Here is a 22,497-nt window from a genome sequence, read left to right as displayed (position 1 = left end):
TGGAACGAGTCGAAGCCGGTCTCGCGAGGATCGCGGGCAGAGGCGGGGGAATGGTCTATTGGGAGATGGCCGCACTGGCGCTTCTCGGCTGCGCGGCGGCGGTCGGGGCCGCCTATGCTGCGCGTAGGCTGGGCGGTGGCAAAGCGCATGCTGGGCGAGCCGAGCCATCGCTCGCCGATGGCGCCGAGGGTGCCGAGTACGCTGAGCTGTATTCGACGAAGCAACGGGTCGCCTTCATTGCGATCACGCTGGGCCTGCTCCTGCCGCTGATGGTGGTCATGGAGCGCGTTGGCTTTCCGGCCCTGGAAGAGGTCGCCGAAACCGCGCATTGCCGCGAGCTGTTTGGCGTGCCGGGAACGACCGTCCTGATCTATGCCCTCTTCGCGGGTTTGCCGCTCGGTTGCGCTGCTCTGCTCGGCCTGCCTTCGGCATGGCGCGGATGGCGCGGATGGCGCATCATTCGGGACGGCCAAAATCCGCCCCGTGGTGCTCGGGTGTTCAAGCCGACCCGGATACGGCGTGGCGCGCGGGCCCGTCTTGCCGGTTACGCGCACATGCTGCCGCTAGTCTTCTTCGTCGGTCTGGCGGTCTGGGGGCTGGGCCCAGCTGCGCGCATGGTGGCCGATGCCGATGCTGCCGCCGCCAACCCCGACCCCGGAGAATGCGCAGGGGTGGCGCAGGACGGATCCGCAGGCGGGTGGCAGGCAATGCGCGTTCCGAGCACGGTGCCGGCTTCTATGCGCTGATCCGTCCTTGGCGCGGTAGCCCCTACTCGAACGAGTGGGCCGGGGAAGGGTGCCTCTGTTCAAACTGTCGAACGACGCGCGGGGCCAGGCGCGTGACTGGCCGAGAAACAACGAAACCGAGGAGACACCATGAAACTGCTGAACGCCGTGGGGCCCAACCCGCGCAAGGTGCGGATGTTCCTGCATGAGAAGGGCATCGAGCTGCCGCTCGAGGAGGTCGATCTCTTCGGGGGCGAGAACCGGCGTCCGCCCTATACGGAGCACAACCCGGCCGGCCAGCTTCCGTCGCTGGAGATGGACGACGGGACATGGCTCGGCGAGACGGTGGCCATTTGCGAGTATCTGGAAGAGCTGTATCCCGATACGGCGCTCGTCGGTAGCAACGCTCGCGAGCGCGCCGAGACGCGCATGTGGCTGCGTCGCGTCGAGTTCAACATCACTGAGTTCGCCTATGCCGGCTTCCGCTACGCCGAGGGCCTCGAGCTCTTCCGCGACCGCATTCTCTGTCTGCCGGATGCCGCCGACGGTATGAAGCGCAAGGCGCGCGCCGGCATGGAATGGATCGATGGGCAACTAGCGGGCCGGCAGTTTCTGTGCGGCGATCGTTTCTCGCTGGCGGATATCGTTCTGTACTGCGCGCTGGACTTCGTGGGCAGCGTCGGTCAGCCGATTCCAGACGCGCTCGAGTCCCTGCATCAGTGGTTCGATCGCGTGAACGCCAGGCCGAGCGCCGAGGCCTCGCTGTCGCCGAGCTGGCGCGAGATCGGCATGCGTCTCTAGAACGACTTGGCGGCTGACGGGTCACACATCGCTAGACTGGAGCATCACGCGCAGTCGCTGAGGTCGAGGCATGGCTGGTGGGCCAGGGGCGCAATGGCTGGCTTGGAGTAGCGGCATGCTCGAGCGATGACGGCTGCCTTCAGCCGACGCTGGCGCAGGCTTGGACAGGCCCTCGGCATTGCCGGCTTGCTCGCCATTATGGCGAGCCTGTTCGGCACCGAGGCGGTGCCGGGCGATCATCGTCAGCCGCGCTGTGAGGCGCGGAAGACGAGCGAGCCGGGCCGCCTGAATATCGATTCCGGGGCGGAAGGCTTTGCCGTGCAGACGCCCTGCGAGGCCGAGCTGTCCTTCTATATCGCAGCCAACAGCGAGCTGCGCGCGCTTGAGGGCGAAGCCCGATTGCTGGATGCGGCTGGCGAGGTCGTGCGCAAGGCGGCTTTCGCGGCCAAGCTGCAGGACAACGGCACCGGGATGTGGGCGCGGGATATCGCGCTGCCGGAGATTGCCGGGCATAGCTGTCGCAGCCTGCGGCTAGAACTGGATTCGCTGCGCTGCCGGGACGCAGACGGGCGGGCCATCCAGTGCCCGAGCATCCGACTGAAGGCGAGCATGGTCATGGAGGACCTGACCGTGGCCGGCGAAGGGCTCGATGTCTGCTTCGATGACTGAGCGCGTGCGGTAGCGGACTACGCTGTTGTGGAGAGCCGCTTCGCTACCTTGTGCGCGGGCGAGGGGCTCGCTGCGCCCATCTGACTGAACGGCGGGGAGATCACGCTTCGCCCATCGGCACAGCGGCGAGACGTCGAGGCCGGGGGACACTGACGCCCGCCATGCTTCGACCGAGAATTGCGCATCGCCTATCCTCGCCCGACCCTGGCGGAGAGTTTTCATGGCCGACGAGATAATCCGGCTGCGCGGCGCGCGCCAGAACAACCTGAAGAATCTGGACCTTGAGCTGCGGCTGGGCGAGCTGACGGTGGTCACCGGGCCGAGTGGCTCGGGCAAGTCTTCGCTGGCCTTCGGCACCATCTACGCCGAGGGCCAACGCCGCTACGTCGAGACCTTCTCGCCCTACGCGCGCCAGTTCCTCGATCGCATGGACAAGCCGGCGGTGGATGCCATCGAGGGCATCCCGCCGGCCATCGCCATCGACCAGACCAATCCGGTGAAGAGTTCGCGCTCGACCGTGGGCACGATGACCGAGCTCAACGATCACCTGAAGCTGCTGTTCGCGCGCGCCGGACGCTTGTTCTGCCAGGGCTGCGGCCGCGAAGTCCGCCGTGACAGCCCAGACGACATCGTTGCCGAGCTGCTCGATCGCGGCGCGGGCCGGCGTGCGCTGATCGCTTTCGACATCCCGCTGAGTGGTGAGGTGACGGAGGACAAGCTACGCGCGGAACTCGATCGCCAAGGCTACAACCGCGTCGAGACGGTAGCGGGCGACACCCTGCGCGTCACCCAGGATCGGGTGCGGCTGCAAGCCGAGCGCCGGGATCGCATCACGGAAGCGGTGGAAGCGGCCCTGCGCGCGGGCCAGGGCCACCTCAGCGTCCTGCCGCTGGACGACGAGCGCCAGCCGAGCGATCACTGGCGCTTCTCGGAGCGGCTGCACTGCCCGGACTGCGACCGCGACTACGGCGATCCCATTCCCAATACCTTCTCCTTCAACTCGCCCATGGGCGCCTGTGACACCTGCCGCGGCTTCGGTCGCGTCATGGGTATCGACTACCGGCTGGTCATCCCGGACGAGAACAAATCGCTCGCAGAGGGCGCGATCAAGCCCTGGCAGACCGAGAGCTATCTCGAGTGCCAGCGTGACCTCATCCGGCACTGCGAGCGCGCGGATGTGCCCACCGATGTGCCCTGGAAGAAGCTCGAGAAGAGCCACCGGGATTGGGTCATTCGGGGCGACGCGGACTGGAGCTGGCACTCGCATCGCGGCGGTTGGTATGGCGTCCAGCGCTTCTTCGACTGGCTGGAATCGCGCGCCTACAAGATGCACATCCGGGTGCTGCTGTCGCGCTATCGTTCCTACGACCAGTGCCCGGCATGCCGGGGCGCGCGCCTGAAGCCGGAGGCGCTGCTGTGGCGTGTCGGCTCGAAGTCGGATGCGGACGCCGTCCTCGAGCCGGCGCAGCGCTTCATGCCCGCCGGCGCGCGGTTCTCGGAGGCGACGCTGCAGCAGCAGCCCGGGCTCAATATCGCCGACATCATGGGCCTTCCGCTGGCGCGTGCGCAGCGCCTGTTCCGGCACCTGCATCTGCCGGCACCGCTGGACGCGGCCTCGGACCTGCTGCTGGAGGCGATCCGGGGGCGCACGGAGTATCTGGTGGAGGTCGGCCTGGATTACCTCACCCTGGACCGCCAGTCGCGGACGCTGTCAGGCGGCGAGGTGCAGCGCATCAACCTGACCACGGCCTTGGGGACCTCGCTGGTCAACACCCTCTTCGTGCTGGACGAGCCCAGCATTGGCCTGCACCCGCGCGACATGGACCGCATCATCGGCGTCATGCACCGGTTGCGCGACGCCGGCAATACGCTGCTGGTGGTCGAGCACGATCCGCAGGTCATGCACGCTGCCGATCGGGTGCTCGATATCGGTCCCGGTCCGGGGGAGCGCGGCGGTGAGATCGTCTTCCAGGGCACGCCCGCCGAGCTGATGCGCGCCGAGCATTCGCTGACTGCCGACTATCTCAGCGGCCGGCGCCAGGTGGTTCGGCCCCATGCGTCCCCCGCAGTAGCGGGGCGCGACGAGACGAAGGCGCCGGCCGCCCGCGAGTGTCTGCGCATCCGCGGCGCGGCCGCGCACAACCTCAAGCACGTCGACGTCGATCTGCCGCTGAATCGTCTGGTCGTGGTCACGGGCGTCAGTGGCTCCGGAAAATCCACCCTCATCGCCGAAGTGCTCTACCGAGCCCTGTGCGAGATCAAGGGCCATCCCGGCGAGGCACCCGGGGCACACAAGACCATCGCCGGGCACGAACGCATCGACGACGTCGTGCTCATCGATCAGTCGGCCATCGGGCGGACCACGCGCTCGACGCCGGCCAGTTACGTCGGTGCTTTCGATGCCATCCGCAAGATCTTCGCCGCTCAGCCGGAGGCGAAGGCGCGCGGCTATACCTTAGGCACCTTCAGCTTCAATGCCGGGCAGGGGCGCTGTCCCACCTGTGGTGGCAACGGCTTCGAGCACGTCGAGATGCAGTTCCTCTCCGACGTCTACCTGCGCTGCGCCGACTGTGACGGACGCCGCTTCCGGCCGGAGGTGCTGGAGGTGACGCTGGCGCCGTCCGTGGGCTGCGACACGGGGCCGCGTTCCATCGCCGAGGTGCTGGAAATGACAGTGAGCCGGGCGGTGGCCTTCTTCGGCGATTACCCGGAGGTGTTGCGGGGGCTGGAGCCTTTGCAGGCGGTGGGCCTCGGCTACATGGCGCTGGGTCAGCCGGTGCCGACCCTGTCCGGCGGCGAGGCCCAGCGCCTGAAACTCGCCGGACATCTGGCGAAGGCGGGCGCGCATCGCGCGGGTCGCGAGCACTTGCTCTTCCTCTTCGACGAGCCGACAACCGGCCTGCACATGGACGATGTGGCAACGCTGCTCATCGCCTTTCGCCGGCTGCTGGACGCCGGCCACTCCATGGTGGTGATCGAGCACAACCAGGACGTCATGGCGGCCGCGGACTGGATCATCGATATGGGCCCGGAAGGCGGCGATCGCGGTGGAGAGTTGGTCGCGGCCGGAACGCCCGAGGCGATCATGGCCGCGCCGGCCAGCCACACCGGCCAGGCGCTCAGGGACTATCTCGATGCGCGTGCCCGCATCGGCACGGAAGCCACGCGGGCGGGAGCACGATCCACTACTGCGCTGGACGCGCCGATCGTCGCCGAAGCCGCTGTACCGGCGCCCGGGCCGGCGGCCTTGCCACCCGCCATTGCCATCCATCACGCGCGCGAGCACAACCTGCAGAACGTCGATATCCGCATTCCGCGCAACCGGCTCACGGTGATCACGGGGCTGTCCGGATCGGGCAAGTCCACCGTGGCCTTCGACATCGTCTTCCGCGAGGGCCAGCGCCGCTATCTGGAGTCGCTCAACGCCTACGCCCGGCAGTTCGTTCAGCCGGCTTCTCGCCCGGATGTCGACGCCGTCTTCGGTATCCCGCCCACGGTGGCCATCGAGCAGCGCACCAGTCGCGGCGGTCGCAAGTCGACCGTGGCGACGATGACCGAGCTCTACCACTTCCTGCGCCTGCTCTTCGTCAAGCTGGGCACGCAGTACTGCCCGGACTGCGAGGTGCCCATCCGCCAGCAGACGCCCGAAGCGATCCGGGCCCGCATCCTGCGCGAAGCACGCAACCGCAAAGTGACGCTGCTGGCGCCGATGGTGGTCGCGCGCAAGGGCTATTACACGGAACTCGCCCAGTGGGCCGCGCGCAAGGGCTTCGCCACGCTGCGCGTGGACGGCGACTACCTGCCGACCGACAACTGGCCACGCCTGGCGCGCCATCAGGAACACGACATCGATCTGCCGGTGGGCACGCTCAAGCTCACCGCCGGCACCGAGGGCGAGCTGGATGCGCTTATCGCCAGGGCGCTCGAGTTCGGGCAGGGGACCCTCAAGCTGGCGACGGCGCGCGGCGAGAGCATCCTCTCCACCGAGCGCGCTTGCCCGGGTTGCGGGTGCAGCTTTCCCGAGCTGGATCCACGGCTGTTTTCCTACAACTCCAAGCACGGTTGGTGCGGGAGCTGCTTCGGCACGGGGCTGGCCCTGACCGGATTCGACGAGGATCAGACCGGCGAGGAGAACGAGTGGCTGGAAGACGGTGAGGCAGGCGAAGTCCGCGCCTGTGCCGCATGCCAAGGCCGGCGGCTGAAGCCGGAGGCGCTCGCGGTGCGCTTCCAGGATTGGTCGATCGCCGATTACACCGAGCTATCCGTCAAGCAGGCCGAGAAGCTCTTCGGCAAGCTCAAGCTCAAGGAGCGGGAGGCGGCCATTGCCCGCGACATCCTGCCCGAGATCCGGGCCCGCCTGGATTTTCTGCGGCAGGTGGGCCTGGACTATCTGAGCCTGGACCGGGCCGCGCCGACGCTGTCCGGCGGCGAGGCGCAGCGCATCCGCATAGCCGCCCAACTCGGCTCCAATCTGCAGGGCGTGTGCTACATCCTGGATGAGCCGACCATCGGACTGCATCCGCGCGACAACCGCATGCTGCTGGACACGCTCGGCCGGCTGGAGGGCAAGGGGAACACCATCCTGGTGGTCGAGCACGACGAGGAGACCATCCGTCGCGCCGAGCACGTTGTCGATCTGGGACCCGGGGCCGGCGTGAACGGGGGCAGGGTGGTGGCCGAGGGTAGCGTGGCCGAGTTGATCGCCAATCCGGACTCGATCACGGGCCGCTGTCTGGCTGATCCCATACGTCATCCCTTGCTGGAGCATCGACGCAGCGACACGCCCGAGCAGATGATCACGGTGCGTGGTGCGACTCTGCACAATCTCCAAGGCATGGACGTTGCCATCCCCCTGGAACGTATGGTCTGTGTGACGGGCGTCTCGGGCTCCGGCAAGAGTTCGCTGCTACGCGGTGTCCTGCACGACAACCTCCGGCGCCTCACCGCCAGGCGCGCGGGTCGCAAGCCGAAGCCGCAGGGCTGTGACGCCATTGAGGGCTGGCAGACGCTGGAGCGGGTGCTGGAGGTTGACCAGACGCCCATCGGCAAGACGCCGCGCTCATGCCCCGCGACCTATATCGGCTTCTGGGACGAAATCCGCAATCTCTTCGCTCGCACCGAGGAGGCGCGCCTGCGCGGCTATACGGCCGGGCGCTTCTCCTTCAACACCAAGGAGGGGCGTTGCCCCGCCTGCGAGGGGCAGGGGGCGCGGCGCGTGGAGATGAACTTCCTGCCGGACGTCTCCGTGCCCTGCGAGGTCTGCGACGGCGATCGCTTCAGCCCGGAGACGCTGGCGGTGACCTACGGCGGTCAGCATATCGGCGAAGTGCTGAAGATGAGTGTCGACGAGGCCGTCGACTTCTTCAGCGCCTATCCGAAGATTCACCACGCCCTCGAGCTCATGCGGGCGGTTGGCCTCGGCTATCTCACACTGGGCCAGCCGAGCCCGACGCTCTCCGGCGGCGAGGCGCAGCGCATCAAGCTCGTTACCGAACTGACCAAGGCCCGCCCGGATCTGCGGCGCGACAAGCAGGCGCACACGCTCTATATCCTCGACGAGCCCACGGTCGGGCTGCACATGGCCGACGTCGAGCGCCTCATCCGCGTGCTGCACCGCCTCGTCGATGCCGGCCACAGCGTCATCCTCATCGAGCACAACCTCGATGTCATCGCCGAGGCGGACTGGCTCATCGATCTTGGCCCCGAGGGCGGCGACGCGGGCGGTCGGGTAGTCGTCGAAGGGCCGCCCGAGCAGGTCGTCAGGACCCGGCGCAAGAGCGAGACGGTGCGTGTGCTGAAGGCCTTCCTGGCAGAGCACCAGCGGCGCGATGGCCCTGCGCGGCAGCGTGCCTGAGATCGGGCCCGTGGAAGGGATGCCGGGCAGGGGGTTGTAGCGCGCGGATGCGCGTCACGAGCTGGGTCTGGGTGAGTCGGGCGATCTCGTTGGGAATCGGTGGTTGTCGCCTCGCCGTCGCGAGCGACCCGATAGCCACACCATCGCAGAGCGAATCCCATCGTTTGACAATGGCTTGTAGCCGCTTAGTGCGCGGCACCGCACAGACCGCGAAGCTGTCTGCGTCCTAGTGTTCCTGTTCAAGGGAACTCCGGCAACAACGAAGCGTTGGAACCGGAATCCATCGTGCTGATAGCCAGCGCGAGTTCCCTGCTGCAAATGGAGCACGATTATGGAATGCACGAACAAGGTTGGGTTGTTTCGCTTCGCGTGGAAGGGCGCCGCCACATTGTTTGCGGGTGGTCTTCTGGCCGCCTGCGCCACGACGCCGATGCCGCCGACCAGCGATATGACGAAAGCACGCGATGCCATCAGCATCGCGCAAGAGTCCGGAGCCCGGCAGTACGCCCCCGCGGAGCTGGATGACGCACAGCAGCACCTCAAGCAAGCCGAAGTGGCTGTCGCTGCAGAGGACATGGTGGCGGCCGAACGCTCGGCACATCGCGCCCGGGTGACCGCCGAGCTGGCCACAGCCAGAACCGAGGCCACCAAGGCAACCGATATCAATCAGGAAATGCAACAGGCCGCGAAAGCTCTGCGTGAAGAGATGAAGCGGACTGGAGAACAGCAATGAATACTATGACTCTAAACCCGGGACGACGGGGTGGCGTGTTCGCCATGCTCGTGGCGCTCCCCCTTGTGCTTACCGCTTGTGCGACCGGACCGGTTGCCCCGCAGGGGGCCGCGGACGTGCGTGGCAAGCTGGTATCGCTACAGAATGAACCCGAGCTGGCGGAGCGGGCACGGGTCGAGATCCGTGACGCGGAGGAGGCGGTGCGTCTTGCCGAGCAGCCCTTGTCCGAGAGCGAATCCGAGCTGGGTGAGCACCGCGTTTACCTTGCCGAGCAGAAGGTTGCGATTGCCCGCGCCCGAGCGACCGCGAAGCACGCCGAGTCGGAGCGCCCTCGCTTGGCCCAGGAACGTGATGGCGCCCGTCTGGACGCCCGCACACGGGAAGCAGACAAGGCTCACGCTGATGCCAGTCAGGCCAATGCGGCCGCTGACCGGGCACGTTCCGAGCAGGCTGTGTCTGCCGAAGAGGCCGAGCGCCAGGCGCGTGAGTTGCAGCAGCAGATCGACGATCTCAAGGCTGAAGCCACGGAACGCGGTATCGTGCTGACGCTTGGCGATGTGCTGTTCGCGACCAACAGCGACGCCCTTCAGGCGGGCGCCGGACGCAACCTCGATCAGCTGGTGGACTTCCTGCGCAAGTACTCCGAGCGCACGGTCGAGGTCGAGGGCCATACCGACAGCACCGGCAGCGCCGACTACAATCGTGCGCTGTCGCTGCGACGTGCCGATAGCGTCCGCGACTACCTTGTCGGACGCGGCGTTGCGGGCAACCGCCTTGCCACGGCTGGCATCGGTGAGGCGCGGCCGATAGCGGACAACAACACGTCGGCCGGTCGCCAGCAGAATCGGCGGGTGGAGGTCATCATCGCCCACCCAACCCAGGCCCACAACACGCAGGGCCAGTAGCTACTAGTCGGGCGGAAAGGTCGCCCTCACTCCTCGACGGGAGTGAGGGCGACCTTTTTCGTTTGTGCGGCCGCTCGGTCGTTGTCGCCGGGCAGCTTGTCATGGCGCCGGCGCTGCTGATGCCCGCGGGCACAGCAATCTTGCCCGCGCAATGTTCGCTGGTGAACCGACGCCGCAAGGCGTCTTCTGCAACTGTCAATGAGCAAGGCAGCATCCGTTCCCGACGCGCTATTGCTTCAAGCACTCGCTAGGCCGGAGCCGCCTCCTCTTCGCCCTCTTAGGAGCAGTCATCGTGAACAACATCATCTATATCGTCGGCCTGGTGGTCATCGTCTTCGCAATCCTGGGCTTTCTCGGCCTGGGATGAGGCTGGTCGGAATCGCTGGTGCGCGATAGTCGGTCGGTCCCGGTCTTCAGGAAGGCAGCGCACCCCATCGCGGTTGGCGTGCAAGCTCGCGCCGGAAGGCAGCAGTGCCATTGTGCGCAGCGGCCGTCGCCCGCCGCGACAGGGTGGCTGATGTAGGAAGCTGGCGGCAGAGGCCGGAATGCGCCATCGTGATGCGCTCTGCTTGCACTGAAACCAAGTCATGACCGAGCTGGACCGCATCTTCTCGGACCGCATCGCGGATGTGCCGCGTTCCTTCATTCGCGAGATCCTGAAAGTGGCTATGGATCCGGGGGTGATTTCCTTCGCGGGCGGTCTGCCGAATCGCGAGCTGTTTCCGGTTGCCGCGCTCAAGGACGCGACGGCGCGCCTTTTCGACGATCACGGGCGCGATGTGCTCCAGTACGGAAGCTCCGAGGGTCATCCCGGTCTGCGGGAGCAGATATCGGCGCGTTATCGCGAGAAGGCGAATCTGGATGTGCCGGTGGAAGACATCCTCATCACCAGCGGCTCGCAGCAGGGGCTTGATCTCCTCGGCAAAGTCATCCTGAACGACGGCGACCCCGTGGTCATTGAAGAACCGGGCTATCTGGGTGCCATCCAGGCCTTTTCCATGTACCGCGCTCGCTTTCTGCCAGTGCCGGTTTCGGAAGAGGGCATGGATGTCGATGCGCTGCGCGCGGAGCTTGCCGAGCACCGTCCGAAGCTGATGTACACGGTCCCCAATTTCCAGAATCCATCGGGCATTTCCTACTCGGAGGCCAACCGGAGCGAGTTGGCGCAGGTACTGGAAGGCACGCAGACCCTGCTGATCGAGGATGATCCTTACGGCGATCTGCGCTTCCGCGGACAGCCCAAATCCTCATTCCTGAAGCTGCTTCCCGAACACACCGTGCTGCTGGGGTCCTTCTCCAAGAGCTTGGTGCCAGGGCTGCGGCTCGGTTGGATCGTGGCGCCACCGCCGTTGATGCAGAAGCTGCTCGCGGCCAAGCAGGCGACGGACCTTCATACCAGCCATTTCACGCAGGGCATCGTGCATCAGTATCTGCGCGACAACGATCCGGAAGCGCACATCGCCGTCATTCGCGAGGTCTATGGACGGCAGTGCCGGGCCATGCAAGATGCGATGCGCGAGTACTTCCCGCCGGAGGTCCAGGCCACGGACCCGGAGGGCGGGATGTTCCTGTGGGCGGAGCTGCCGGCAGGGCTGACGGCGATGGATCTATTCCAGCGCGCGTTCGAGGACAAAGTGGTTTTTGTCCCAGGCGACCCTTTCTACGTGCGCGGCAGCCGGCATTCGACACTGCGGCTCAATTTTTCCTGTGCCGACACGGAAACGATCTTCGTCGGCATGGAGCGTTTGGGCAGGGCGATTCATTCACTCATGGACACGGCGTCGCAATCGATCGCAGCTGACGGGCGCTGAGCTGCGCTGGCGACTGACGTGCCATGCAGTGTGTGCAGGTCGCGCGAGATGTGGGAGTAGGGGGTATGCGGCAGCGCCTTGTTACGCTGCGCGTATAGAAACCGGATGCGCACGGCATCCGCGCGCGCAGGGAGACGTGGAAGATGGGCGAAAGCGACCTGCTGGTTCCGATCCAGATCTTCTTTCAGAAGTCCGACCTGGTCGTCACCTTCCTCATCGTCCTGCTGGGGATCGGCTTCGGCAATCTGACCATCAAGGGCGTCGGCTTCGGCGCGAGTGGCGTGCTGATCGTCGCGATGATCGCCGGCTACTTCTTTCAGTTCGAGCCGATCCACGTTCTGGCCGATCTCGGCATCGTGCTCTTCCTGCTGTCAGTGGGCCTGGAGGCGGGACCGACCTTCTTCCGCGCCTTCAAGCAGCACGGGCGGCGCTACATATCGAATGTCCTCGTGCTGCTGGCGATCGCCGGCGTAAGCACCGTCGCGATCATTGCCATCACGGGGATTCCGGTCGGTGTGGGGCTCGGTCTCTTCGCAGGCTCCTTCACTTCGAGTCCGGCGCTGATCAGCGCCTTGCAGTTCAGCCCTGAACAGGAGGTCATCTTCGGCTACGGCGTCGGTTATCCCTTCGGGCTGATCGGTGTCATCGTGTTCATCAGCGTTGCGGTGCGCGTGCTGCGTACGCGCATGGCGGCGGAGCTGGAGGCGCGAAGCCCGCTGCATGCTGCCGTGTACAAGCTTCAGAACGAGGCTTTTCACGGCAAATTGCTGCGCGAAGCGGAGATATTCCAGCAACACGATGTGGCGGTATCCGGCATCCTGCGTGATCTGACCGTGCGCTCGGCCGGTGGCAGCACGGTGCTGCAACGTGGCGACATACTGCGCCTGGAGGGCATGCCGGAGAGCGTTGCCGCGGTCGGTAGCGAGCTGGGCGAAGAGATTCATGAAGGCTTCGACCAGCAATCGGAGCTGGATACGCGTTCGATCGTCGTGGAGAACACCTCGGTCGTGAACCGCTCCTTGCGTGATCTGGGAGTGCGACTGCGCTTCAACGCTTCGGTGACACGGGTGATCCGGGCCAATGTCGAGTTCGTGCCCTCCGAGGACGAGGTCCTGATCTTCGGAGACGTCGTTGTGGCGGTGGGCACGGGCTATCAGCTGGATCAGCTCGAGCTGTTTCTCGGCCACGAGCATCACACCGTGCAGCGCCGTGTTGATATCGGGTCGCTGGCGGCGGTTCTGTTCCTGGCCTTTGCCATCGGTGGACTGGTGGTTCCGATACCGGCACTGGGCCCTTTCTCGCTGGGTATTGCCGGTGGCGCACTCATTGCCGGGCTCGTATTCGGCCACTTCGGGCGCATCGGAAACTTCATCGGCCGATTCCCACGCAACGCCACCGCTGTGCTTAAAGAGCTCGGCCTGGCGCTGTTCTTCGTGCAGGTGGGGCTGGAGACGGGCCAGAGCTTCATCGAGTCGCTGGATGAACAGGCCATCTTCTACGCCTTCTACGCCATGCTCTTCGCTGTGGTGCCGATGGCGGGTAGCTTCCTGGTCGGCCACTTCCTCATGCGCATACCGGTAAGCGAGTGCTTCGGTGTGATCTGCGGCGGCATGACCTTCACGCCCGGCCTCGACATCATTCGCCAGGTGGACGCCTCCGAGCGCCCGGTTGTCGCTTATTCGTCGGTATACCCGGTCGCGCTCATCCTGGTTATCGCGCTTGTGCAGGGCATGCACCTCGCGCTGGTCGCGCTGGGGGCAGTGGTGTGATGTACTGGCTGGATGGAGGTCCCAACGCGACGTGCGGTGCGCGCAGGCATCGTCTTGACACGTGCTGCCGCCACTGGTGATCTCGCGGCTGGATGTCGAGCAAGCGCACAAGGCCATGACCGATTCATGCGACAGGGGTCCTAGAGCTGCGACGGCAGAGCAACGCAGTCGCCGCGCGTTGGGTGTGGCTGGTGCGGGAACCGGCGCCGGCCTGGGGCTCGGCACTGCGCTCGGCCTATTGCTGCTGGATGACCTGGCCACCGGCATCGCCATCGGCTTGGCTAGCGGAGCCGGTGGCAGTAGCGTCCTGGCGGCATTGATCTACGGCGGCGATATCGGCCGCGAATAGTCAGCGCACTGCTCGGCCGGTGGCGCGCTTCCGCATGCGGCACAGCAGTTCGTGGAAGTAGCGAAGGCCAGTACCGCCCCGCGGACTTAAAGTTGCCGCTTATCAGCCCGCGCCACAGCCAAGCTGCAGAGGGGCCAAACTGGTGGCCTCTTCTCTTTCGCACGGTGGTTCGGCATGTCTGGCGCCGGCGCTCCATCCCGCAACGCTCCTGCATCGAGCGGGGACGAGGCGTGCCGCGAGCCCGAAATCGGTGCGGGCAAGCGGGTGCGCCGGGGGCTGTATGTGAACGTGCGCTGGAAGCTTGCGTTCGCGCTGGCCTTTGCCGCCGGTTGGTGCTTGCTGAGCGCCTGGATCGCCCGGCCCTGGTTCGGCGATCTTTCGGCGCTGACCGGCCCGATCTTCGCCGGCTTCATTATCGCGGGGATCGCGCTTATTCCCGGTTTCGCGAATGCCTTTCTGCTGGGTGGTCTGCTGTTGGATCGGCGGCCGCGCTTCAGCCAGTTCCACGATCTGCCACCGCTCACCGTGCTCATCGCGGCCTACAACGAAGAGCGGCATATTGGTGACACGCTGGGTTCGATCGCCGCGCAGCGTTACGCGGCAGAGGTCGAGGTCATTGTCATCGACGATGGCTCCAGCGACCGCACGGTGGAGCGGGTGCAGGCCATCATCAGCGGCCAGCCCCGGCAAATCGGACGCAGCCTGCGTCTGCTGCGCATGCCCCGCAACGGCGGAAAGGCGAGTGCTCTGAACGCCGGCTTGGCCGAAGCGCGTCACGAACACGTCGTGACGCTGGACGGCGACACCTATCTTTTCCGCGATGCGCTGCGCAACCTTGCCCTGAATCACATCCACAGCCCGATCAATACGCGCGCAACCGCCGGTACCGTGCTCGCGCGCAATTCGCGGCAGAACCTGCTCACGCGCCTTCAGGAGTGGGACTACTTTCAGGGGATCGCCGTGGTTAAGCGAATCCAGTCGCTCTTCCAGGGCACGCTGGTGGCGCAGGGCGCCTTTTCCATCTACGAGCGCGAGGCCCTGCAGGAGATCGGTGGCTGGGCCGAGACGGTGGGCGAGGACATCGTGCTGACCTGGGCGCTGATCGATCACGATTACCGTGTCGGCTACGCCGAGAATGCCTTTGCCTTCACGAATGTACCGACGACGCTCGGGGCCTACTACCGGCAGCGCCGGCGCTGGGCGCGTGGCCTCATCGAGGCCTTCAAGCGTTTTCCGCAGGTGCTGATCCGTCCGCGGCTGAATCTGCCCTTCATCTATCTCAATCTGCTCTTTCCTTTCCTGGACCTGATCTTCCTGACGGTGTTCGTGCCCGGCATCCTGGCTGCGGTCTTCTTCCAGTTCTATGCCGTCGTCGGGATCATGACGCTGCTTCTACTGCCTCTGGCGCTGGCGATCAGCGCGATCATGTTTGCGCACCAGCGCCGCATCTTCCGCGCCGCCGGTCTCAATGTGCGGCGTAACTATCTGGGCTTTCTCGGCTATCTCATCGCCTATCAGCTGGTACTCACGCCCGCCAGTCTCGCCGGCTACTTCGGCGAGTTCTTCAACTTCAGGAAGTCGTGGTGATGTTGGCGCCGAAGCTTCTCGCCTTCGCATGCTTGGTGGCAGCTCAATCGGGGTACGCGCAGCTGCAGGCTGAGAGCAGCTACTGGCTCAGCGACGATTCGGACGACAGCACGCAGCAGCGCGTCTTCGCGGATCTGTCGCGTCCGCTTGCGGACGCCCCGGACACCGTCCTCGGCGCGGGCGTCGGCCACTGGCGTCTCAGCGAGTCCGACGACCACACCAGCTTCCGGGTCGCCCGTGGCCGTGTCGAGCACGCCTTCAGCGCGACAACGCAGCTGGAAGCCTCGGCGAGCCTGCTTGACGGGCAGGCATGGTCGCCGACGCTGGGCACGGCCACCTTGTCGCATATGCCCGACAGGCCCTTCTACGTTGAGCTCTCGGCCAGCCGTGGCCTGATCGATACCCTTGCCGGGATCGATAACCACTGGGATATTGTAAGTGTCGGCGGGTCGCTGGACATCGGTCCCTTTGCCGGCTTCACCGTCGTGGGTGGCTACACCCAGCAGGCGCTGGGCGACGGCAATGATCGCGCTGTCTACGTCCTCCGGCTGATTCACGAGCCGGCCTTCAGCGATCGCTGGCTGGTGCAGACGCGCACACGGCTACTGCGCGCTGACTTCGATTCCGTCGGTTTCTTCGCGCCGGAAAGGCTCGACGAGCATCTGCTTCTTGTTACCTACCGCCGACCAGTCTTTCAGGAGCGCTGGTTTTTCTCCATAGAGGCCGGTGGCGGCGTCCAGACCGTCAATCGCGGGGAACGCAAGGGGATCTACACGGCGGATCTGGTCTGGCGCGGGTGGTTCAACGACCACTTCGGGCTCGATGGCCGCGGTGGATGTATGAATACGGGCGGGCTCGATACCCGGGCCGCGGGTGGCGGTTACATGTACTGCCAAGCCGTGGTCTCGCTGCTCTGGTCGTGGTGACCGCTTCAAGGCGCTGACGCCCTCCCGAGTTCAGCGGTAAAGGGCCACAGGAGCGACTCTCTCGCTGTCTGGCGGGCAGCGGCGCACGTCCGTGTCCATTTGTGCCAGTCTGCGGTTGCTAGTGGGAGGGTAGACGATCACTGCCCGGCCCGATACGCGGACCGCCGCTGAGCTGGGGAGAAGGGATGCAGGATGCGCTGGCTGAGGTACTTGCCGTCTGGCTGTGGCCGGGACTTTCGGCGCTGCTGGCAGTTGCTGTTGCGCACGTCGCCTATCGGGTGATGCTGGCGATTGTTCGACGAGTGACGCGGCCCGAGGCCGTGGCGCGCATCTTCCTCGATGCTGCCGCCCGTGCGCTGGGGGTAGCGCTGGCGCTTCTGGCCTTGCACTTTGGTCTCGCCGCGGCGCCGGAAGATCTGCCCAGTATGACGGTACTGCAGCGGATACTGACGCTGCTGCTGATTCTTTCGCTCACATGGGCGGCCGTGCGTTGTTCGTCGGCGATCGGCGAAGTCATCGTGGCGATGAACCCGTCCATGAAGCACGACTGGCGCTACGCTCGCAAGGTCGAGACGCAGACGCGCGTGCTGATCCGGGGGTTGAACATCCTGATCGTGATCGTGGGGGTGGGCGCGGCGTTGATGACGATCCGTCCGGTGCAGCAGCTGGGTACCAGCCTGCTGGCCTCGGCCGGTGTCGGCGGCATCATCCTCGGTTTTGCCGCGCGCCCGGTGCTGAGCAATCTACTGGCAGGCGTGCAGATTGCGCTGACGCAGCCCTTCCGCATCGGCGATGTGCTGCGCGTGCAGGACGAGTGGTGTTGGGTGGAGGAGATCACGGCCACTTACGTCGTGCTGCGCGTCTGGGATCTGCGGCGGCTGATCGTGCCGCTGCAATGGTTCATCGACAACCCCTTCCAGAACTGGTCGAGAAACAACACCGAGATGATGGGTACGGTGACCATCTCGCTCGACTACAAGGTTCCCATGCAGCCCCTGCGCGATGAGTTCGGGCGTCTACTACGCGCCTCCGCTCTTTGGGATGGTGTCACCGAGAACGTGCAGACCGTCGAGTCCGGCGAGCGCAGTCAGCAACTGCGCTTCCTGATGAGCGCCACAGACTCCAGCATCCTCTGGGATCTGCGCTGTGAGATCCGCGAGGGGCTAATCGCCTTCCTGCAGGCGCGCTATCCGGAGCACCTGCCGCGGGTGCGTGGCGAGTTGCTTAGCGGTGAGGCCGAAACCTGAGCGCATCGTCACCTTTTGTCGCTGTGCTGCGCGCGCTAAGCTCCGCGCCACTTATCAGTGGGGGGATGCATGTCGGCTGATCTTTTTCGCAGCGCCATACTCTGCGTGTTCGTCGTTTTAGCGCTGGCTGCCTGTGGCGGTAGCAGCAGCGCACCTGAGCAGCACAGCGATGACCAGGACGACGAAAGCAGCGAAAGCGCGGAGCCGAGCTTCCCGTCGCCGGCCTGGACGGCGCGCGAGGCCGAGAACTACGCCCGCGTGCTTGAGGCGCCAACCGAGCAGGTCGCCAACCCCGCATTCGTCGAGCGGCTGGTCGCGCGCAGCGGCGCCAACACAGCGAGCTACCTAGAGCGACTGGCGGCGGATCCGAGCTGGGCGCTGGCCTCGCTTGGTGGCGGGCAGATCAGCGACCTGCTCGATCTCGCCTGGTTGCAGGATCTAGTGGGGCGCATCGGCGATGACCCGCAGGCCGCCCTTTCGCTGTCCTTCGGCTCTCCGGCGACGCCGCTATGCGCGACCTACGCCGGCCCCTGCACGGGCGATCCCTTCGACTGGGCCGATGTCGATCCCTTCTATAACGAGACCGGCACGGTGCAGGATCTGGTCTTCTACGACCGCGATTGCACGCGTCTGAATGCGCGCGTCTGGAAGCCGCAGGGGGCGACCGAGCCGCTGCCGGCCGTGGTCATCCAGACCGGCTCCATCCAGGCGCCGCAGACGGTGCACTGGTGGGCGGCGCAGTCGCTGGTCGAAGCCGGCTATGTGGCGCTCACTTTCGACGTTCGCGGGCAGGGACGCTCCGACTTCACGGCCCCCGGCGGTCAGCCCGGCACCGATCTCGACCCGACCGTCTTCTACCGCGAGATGGTCGACGCCATCGACTTCCTGCAGTCCTCACCGGACACGCCTTACCCGCACGATGCGGCCTGCGGCGATGTCTATCCCACCGAAACCGCGCCGCACAATCCTTTCGCGGCCGTTACCGACGGCCAACGCATCGGCCTGGCTGGGCATTCCACTGGCGGATACAGCGTGGCGGTGGTGCAGGCGCTGGGCGAGGGCGGCACCGCGCCCTGGCCGGGGCAGCTGTCCGACACAAATCCGGTCAAGGCGGTGGTCGCCTGGGACGGCATGGTCGACCCGCAGGGCGAGTTTGGCGCCTATGGTCAACTCGAGCATCTGGACGTGCCGCTGTATCGCGAGCTCTTCGAGCTGATCAGTGGCACGCTGGCTGGCGGGGAGCCGGAAGTAGTGCCGCGCGTGCCGGCGATGATGCATTTCTCGGACTACGGCGCCGCGCCGATTCCCTATGTGCAGCCGCCGCCCGAGCAGGCCTACAAGCGCGGCTTTGAACATTGGCGCGATGCCGGCGTGCCGAGCTTTGCCTTCACCATCAAGGGCTCCTCGCACTATGAGTGGTCGCTGCTGCCGCTGTTCCCGGCGACTTCCTGGTGTCCGGAGGTCGTCGACGGCGAATGCCAGGGCGGCTGGGGCCTGCCCATGGCCGACTACTACACCGTCGCCTGGTTCGACCGCTGGCTCAAGCAGCCCGGCGAAACCGGTTACGACAACGCCGACGCGCGGCTGCTCGACGACGCGCGTTACCGGGATCGCCTGAGCTATCACTTCGAGTCGGCGCGCAGCTTCCCGGACCGTCAGGGTCACCAGCGCTTCTGCGCGGACATGCTCAACGGCTGTGCGGACTGAGCGAGCCGCCTGCCCGGCGCTGTGGCCGGGTAGGCGGCTGCGGCTTAGAAGTCGGCGCGCAGGTTCAGCGGGATGTCGTTGGTGTCGCGGGTCACGGCGAGCGGGGTGAAGGAGTCCGCATTCTCGGCGTCCAGGAAGTAGACGTCGTGATCCGGGGTGCCGAAGCGACTGATTTCGCCGCGCGCCAGCAGGTAGCGACCGAAGCCGGAAGCCCTGACGGACTGGAAGGTAGCCGCGTCGTCGGCGGTCCCTTGCGTCTTGAGCCGCTCCCCGGTCTCGGGGTCGACGGACTGAAGGGTGTCGTCAGCGGTGAATTCACCCTGCGTGCGTGTGACCAGGAAGATGAATTCGGGCGGGATTGCACCGATGTCGGCGAGATCGAAGCTGGTCTGCCGGCTGCTCCCGGCCCAGTAACCACTGTCGATGAGGTCGCTGTTGCTGCCGTCGGTGGCGATACGCAGGGCATCCTCCGGAACCAGCACGCCGAATTCGGTGATGTTGATATAGGCGCTGCCGGCAACAACGGCCTGGAGCTTGGCTTCGCCGCCGTCGGAGTCCGGGTACTGGGCCAGTACGGTGACGGGGGCGTCGTCGGCATTGGCGGCGACGGAGAAGACACCGCTTTCCACCGTGAAGCTTTCATCGACGGCTTCGAAGACGACACGTGCAGGGCTGCTGTCCGGATCGAGTCGACGTTCGCCTTCGATCTTGAGGGCGCTGTCCAGTGTCGTCAGAAGGCGCGCGCTTGATGTTCCGTCGGCATCCAGAGGCAGGCGCATGAGGCGATTGGCATCGGCGAAATAGAGATGGTTCGCGTCGCTCAAGTGCTTGCGCAAGGGGCTGTCGGCATTGAAGCCCTGGAAGGTGTGCAGCGACGGTGACAAGCTCGCGTCGGCATTCAGCCGAAAGAGCTGCAGACTCTCACCGGTAGGGGTCATGCTGATGAATAGGCCGCTCAGCCCGATCTGCTCGATCTGCGAAGCAGCTGTGATGTCCAGGGGCGCGAGGGTTGCCAGACGCGCGACGCGACCGAAGTCGAGATCCCGAAGGACCAACTCGGAAACCGGATCAGCAGGGTTGCTTTGATCGATTTCGAAGGACAGATAACCCGTGATCGCCCCGCTGGCATCACGGCGTGCGTGCAGGGGGTTCTTCGTATTCAGTGCCAGTGAAAGGTTGGTGCCAGGGTCGGAGGTAGGCGAGCTCAGCCGAATGACCGTGGCCGCGTTGTCCTCGGTTTGGCTGCACTTCTCGTCCGGGCCGGCGCGTTCGATGACAACGGCGGCAGCATCCACGTCGAACCAGTCATCGGTTTGCGTGGGGGTGATGCGACAGGCGTCGCCGATTGACGAGATTCGGTGAGGTACGGGCGTCGCCGGACCGGGCGTGGTCTCCAGTCGAAAGACCTGTCCACCGCTGTCGTTGCCGACGGCGCGCTTGATGTAGGCGAGCCTCGCGAAGTGCACACCGCTGAAGGTCGAGCCGGAGAGCTCGCCTGCGGGGTAGGCGCGTGCCTGCCCGAAGCAGGCCACGCATGGCTCTCCCGCCGGCAGCGGTGCGATGCCGCTATCGGCGAGACGGGCATCGGCTGCTGTTGGGATGCCGGTCGGGTCCAAGACCAGGAGTTCGCCGTTGCCGTCGAGGTAGCTGAGCAGCCCAAGGGTTTCAGTATCCAGCTGCGTCACCGAATTGAAGCCAGCGGATACCTCGCCGACGGTCAGCGTCGTTTCTGTCCGGATATCGCCGCCACTCGCGGAGGTGTGGCGCAGGCAGACCGTCTGATCATTGTCGATGCTGCCAGCGGTAGCGACATACTCTGTCGTGCAGCCTATGGAGTACCGCCCGCCGTCGACCGTGACGGGTAGCGTGCCTCGCATGCCCGTGATGGTGACGGCTTCGGAGGTAACTACGCTATTGGGAGTCACTCCTGGCTGATCAACGAAACTGAAAGCGTCCGGGCCGGGCGGGCCGTTGCCGCCGCCACCACCGCCACAACCGCTGAGAAGTAGAAGAAGTCCGGCTAGACCTAGGCCTACGGGCTTGAGATGGATGGGCATGACTTCTGACTCCGGCAGCGGCGAGAAGGAGTCAAGCTAAGCAAGTCGGGAACCGCTGTATGTACGTTGCAGCACACAAGCCGGGCTTGCTCATGTTGCCTGCTTAGCCGATGCGCCGGCCGCCGCAAAGCCGTCGTCGTGCTCAGGCGCGCTTGCCGGAGCCCGCGGTGGTGGGCCGGCGCGGCGGCGTCCAGACGTTGCGGATGCGCTGGCGCACGCCCTCGGGCAGGTCTTCCGCGAAGAGGAGCCGGGCGCGCGCGCCTCTACCAGCCTGGGCGAGCCATGTCCGGCGTATGCCCTTCTGCTCGAGAATCTCGTCGCAGGCGCTGACGAAACCGGTCGGAGGCTTGCCGAACAGCGTCTGCGTTCGTCCGCCGTCCCGCAGCAGCGCGAACTGCGCACCGCGCAGGCGCAGCGCCGCGATCAGGGCGAGTCGTCGCCCCTGCGTTCGGGGGCCGGATTCGGCCACGGTGGCTGCCTCAGGCCTGGCTGTCGCGCTCGGCCCGCCGGCGCAGGGCCTCGCCTACGGTGCGGAAGATGCGGCCCGTGGCGCGTACGGTGGGACCGGGCAGCGCGGCGGTGGCCGTGCCCCAGGTGCGGCCGGTGTAGGTGGTCATGCGCACCGGGCGCCGCGCGATGGCTTCCACCATCCATTCCGCAGCCTTGCGCCGGTCCATCTGCGGCAGATAGCGATAGATGCGCGTGGGCGCAGTCATCGGCGTCTTCACCAGCGGATAGTTGATGGTGGTGACGGCGATGCCGCGGCCGACGTGCTCGGCGGCCAGCGTTCGCGAGAAGCCGTCGAGGGCGCACTTGCTGCCGGTGTAGGCCGAGAAGCGCGGCGTAGGGATCAGCGCTGCCATGCTGGAGACGTTGATGATGTGCCCGGCGCCCTGCGCGTAGAAGCGCGGCAGCAGGGCGAGGGTCAGCTGCACCGGCGCGAAGTAGTTGAGCTGCATGGTGCGCGTGTAGTCGTGGAAGCGGTCCAGCGACTCGGCGACCGGCCGGCGGATGGAGCGCCCGGCGTTGTTGATCAGCACGTCGATGCGCGGCTGTTCGTCGAGCAGGCGCTGCGCCAGCGCGCCGACGGCCTCCTGATCGCTCAGGTCGGCGGGGTAGATGTCGGCTTCGCCACCGGCCTCGAGAACGGCGTCGCGCACGCGCAGCAGCTCGGGTTCGCGTCTTGCGACCAGGCATAGCCGCGCGCCCAGTTCGGCCAGTCGAAGCGCGGCAGACTCGCCGATACCGCTGGATGCGCCGGTCAGCACGATGTGCTTGCCTGCCACGGACATGACGTCTTCCTTCGGGAATATGGAGTGGCCAGCTTAGCGTCTGATCCGCAGGTCGCGCGCGCAGC

At 65.9% G+C, this 22,497-nt stretch carries 16 protein-coding genes; 13 read left to right on the top strand and 3 right to left on the bottom strand.

Features of this window, described 5'->3' with window-relative positions:
• Positions 1 to 65 precede the first annotated feature (65 nt).
• The 13 genes from U743_RS18035 to U743_RS07350 all read left to right on the top strand — a co-directional run bounded on the left by U743_RS18035 (position 66) and on the right by U743_RS07350 (position 19,083).
• Positions 66 to 746, top strand: coding sequence for a hypothetical protein (locus U743_RS18035; RefSeq protein ID WP_156966363.1), 681 nt, complete (start codon positions 66 to 68; stop codon positions 744 to 746).
• A 129-nt stretch (positions 747 to 875) separates the two neighbouring features.
• Positions 876 to 1,526, top strand: a complete 651-nt coding sequence (locus U743_RS07400) for a glutathione S-transferase family protein (RefSeq protein WP_043766933.1) — start codon at positions 876 to 878, stop codon at positions 1,524 to 1,526.
• 126 nt (positions 1,527 to 1,652) lie between these two features.
• Positions 1,653 to 2,195, top strand: coding sequence for a hypothetical protein (locus tag U743_RS07395; protein ID WP_043766928.1), 543 nt, complete (start codon positions 1,653 to 1,655; stop codon positions 2,193 to 2,195).
• Between the two features lie 220 nt (positions 2,196 to 2,415).
• Positions 2,416 to 8,049, top strand: coding sequence for an excinuclease ABC subunit UvrA (uvrA, locus tag U743_RS07390; RefSeq protein WP_043766924.1), 5,634 nt, complete (start codon positions 2,416 to 2,418; stop codon positions 8,047 to 8,049).
• A 331-nt stretch (positions 8,050 to 8,380) separates the two neighbouring features.
• The gene (locus U743_RS07385; protein WP_052367670.1) at positions 8,381 to 8,782 is read left to right on the top strand and encodes a DUF4398 domain-containing protein; all 402 of its coding nucleotides are present in this window, start codon (positions 8,381 to 8,383) and stop codon (positions 8,780 to 8,782) included.
• Positions 8,783 to 8,898: 116 nt separating this feature from the next.
• Positions 8,899 to 9,687, top strand: coding sequence for an OmpA family protein (locus tag U743_RS07380; RefSeq protein ID WP_198021971.1), 789 nt, complete (start codon positions 8,899 to 8,901; stop codon positions 9,685 to 9,687).
• A gap of 587 nt (positions 9,688 to 10,274) precedes the next feature.
• Positions 10,275 to 11,498 carry an aminotransferase-like domain-containing protein gene (locus U743_RS07375; protein ID WP_198021970.1) on the top strand — a complete coding sequence of 408 codons (1,224 nt, stop codon included), beginning with the start codon at positions 10,275 to 10,277 and terminating at the stop codon, positions 11,496 to 11,498.
• 143 nt (positions 11,499 to 11,641) lie between these two features.
• On the top strand, positions 11,642 to 13,267 hold the full coding sequence (locus tag U743_RS07370) for an aspartate:alanine exchanger family transporter (protein ID WP_043766921.1): 1,626 nt from the start codon (positions 11,642 to 11,644) through the stop codon (positions 13,265 to 13,267).
• Between the two features lie 184 nt (positions 13,268 to 13,451).
• Positions 13,452 to 13,616, top strand: a complete 165-nt coding sequence (locus tag U743_RS19050; RefSeq protein ID WP_156966362.1) for a hypothetical protein — start codon at positions 13,452 to 13,454, stop codon at positions 13,614 to 13,616.
• 282 nt (positions 13,617 to 13,898) lie between these two features.
• On the top strand, positions 13,899 to 15,203 hold the full coding sequence (locus tag U743_RS07365) for a glycosyltransferase (RefSeq protein WP_198021969.1): 1,305 nt from the start codon (positions 13,899 to 13,901) through the stop codon (positions 15,201 to 15,203).
• Between the two features lie 35 nt (positions 15,204 to 15,238).
• A complete protein-coding gene (locus U743_RS07360) occupies positions 15,239 to 16,129 on the top strand; it encodes a hypothetical protein (RefSeq protein WP_156966361.1) in 891 nt (296 codons plus the stop codon).
• 185 nt (positions 16,130 to 16,314) lie between these two features.
• Positions 16,315 to 17,376 carry a mechanosensitive ion channel family protein gene (locus tag U743_RS07355; protein WP_043766913.1) on the top strand — a complete coding sequence of 354 codons (1,062 nt, stop codon included), beginning with the start codon at positions 16,315 to 16,317 and terminating at the stop codon, positions 17,374 to 17,376.
• Between the two features lie 69 nt (positions 17,377 to 17,445).
• Complete coding sequence (locus tag U743_RS07350; protein WP_043766910.1) at positions 17,446 to 19,083, top strand: alpha/beta hydrolase family protein; 1,638 nt, start codon at positions 17,446 to 17,448, stop codon at positions 19,081 to 19,083.
• A 44-nt stretch (positions 19,084 to 19,127) separates the two neighbouring features.
• Here U743_RS07350 and U743_RS07345 read toward each other — a convergent pair whose 3' ends face one another.
• The 3 genes from U743_RS07345 to U743_RS07335 form a co-directional block, all read right to left on the bottom strand.
• Positions 19,128 to 21,008, bottom strand: a complete 1,881-nt coding sequence (locus U743_RS07345) for a hypothetical protein (RefSeq protein ID WP_156966360.1) — start codon at positions 21,006 to 21,008, stop codon at positions 19,128 to 19,130.
• A gap of 274 nt (positions 21,009 to 21,282) precedes the next feature.
• A complete protein-coding gene (locus tag U743_RS07340; protein ID WP_052367666.1) occupies positions 21,283 to 21,609 on the bottom strand; it encodes a DUF3634 family protein in 327 nt (108 codons plus the stop codon).
• A gap of 10 nt (positions 21,610 to 21,619) precedes the next feature.
• Entirely contained in the window at positions 21,620 to 22,432 is an 813-nt protein-coding gene (locus U743_RS07335) for an SDR family NAD(P)-dependent oxidoreductase (RefSeq protein ID WP_043766901.1), read from the bottom strand.
• Positions 22,433 to 22,497: the final 65 nt, after the last annotated feature.

It is taken from the genome of Algiphilus aromaticivorans DG1253 (assembly GCF_000733765.1).
Taxonomy (GTDB): Bacteria; Pseudomonadota; Gammaproteobacteria; order Nevskiales; family Nevskiaceae; genus Algiphilus; species Algiphilus aromaticivorans.
The sequence above is the reverse complement of the archived record's forward strand: the minus strand, read 5'-3'. Positions and strand labels throughout refer to the sequence as shown.

Coding starts and splice junctions, on each gene's coding strand:
- U743_RS18035 (WP_156966363.1), top strand. CDS start 66: ATGGCCGCACTGGCGCTTCTCGGCTGCGCGGCGGCGGTCGGGGCCGCC.
- U743_RS07400 (WP_043766933.1), top strand. CDS start 876: ATGAAACTGCTGAACGCCGTGGGGCCCAACCCGCGCAAGGTGCGGATG.
- U743_RS07395 (WP_043766928.1), top strand. CDS start 1,653: ATGACGGCTGCCTTCAGCCGACGCTGGCGCAGGCTTGGACAGGCCCTC.
- uvrA (WP_043766924.1), top strand. CDS start 2,416: ATGGCCGACGAGATAATCCGGCTGCGCGGCGCGCGCCAGAACAACCTG.
- U743_RS07385 (WP_052367670.1), top strand. CDS start 8,381: ATGGAATGCACGAACAAGGTTGGGTTGTTTCGCTTCGCGTGGAAGGGC.
- U743_RS07375 (WP_198021970.1), top strand. CDS start 10,275: ATGACCGAGCTGGACCGCATCTTCTCGGACCGCATCGCGGATGTGCCG.
- U743_RS07370 (WP_043766921.1), top strand. CDS start 11,642: ATGGGCGAAAGCGACCTGCTGGTTCCGATCCAGATCTTCTTTCAGAAG.
- U743_RS07355 (WP_043766913.1), top strand. CDS start 16,315: ATGCAGGATGCGCTGGCTGAGGTACTTGCCGTCTGGCTGTGGCCGGGA.
- U743_RS07350 (WP_043766910.1), top strand. CDS start 17,446: ATGTCGGCTGATCTTTTTCGCAGCGCCATACTCTGCGTGTTCGTCGTT.
- U743_RS07335 (WP_043766901.1), bottom strand. CDS start 22,432: ATGTCCGTGGCAGGCAAGCACATCGTGCTGACCGGCGCATCCAGCGGT.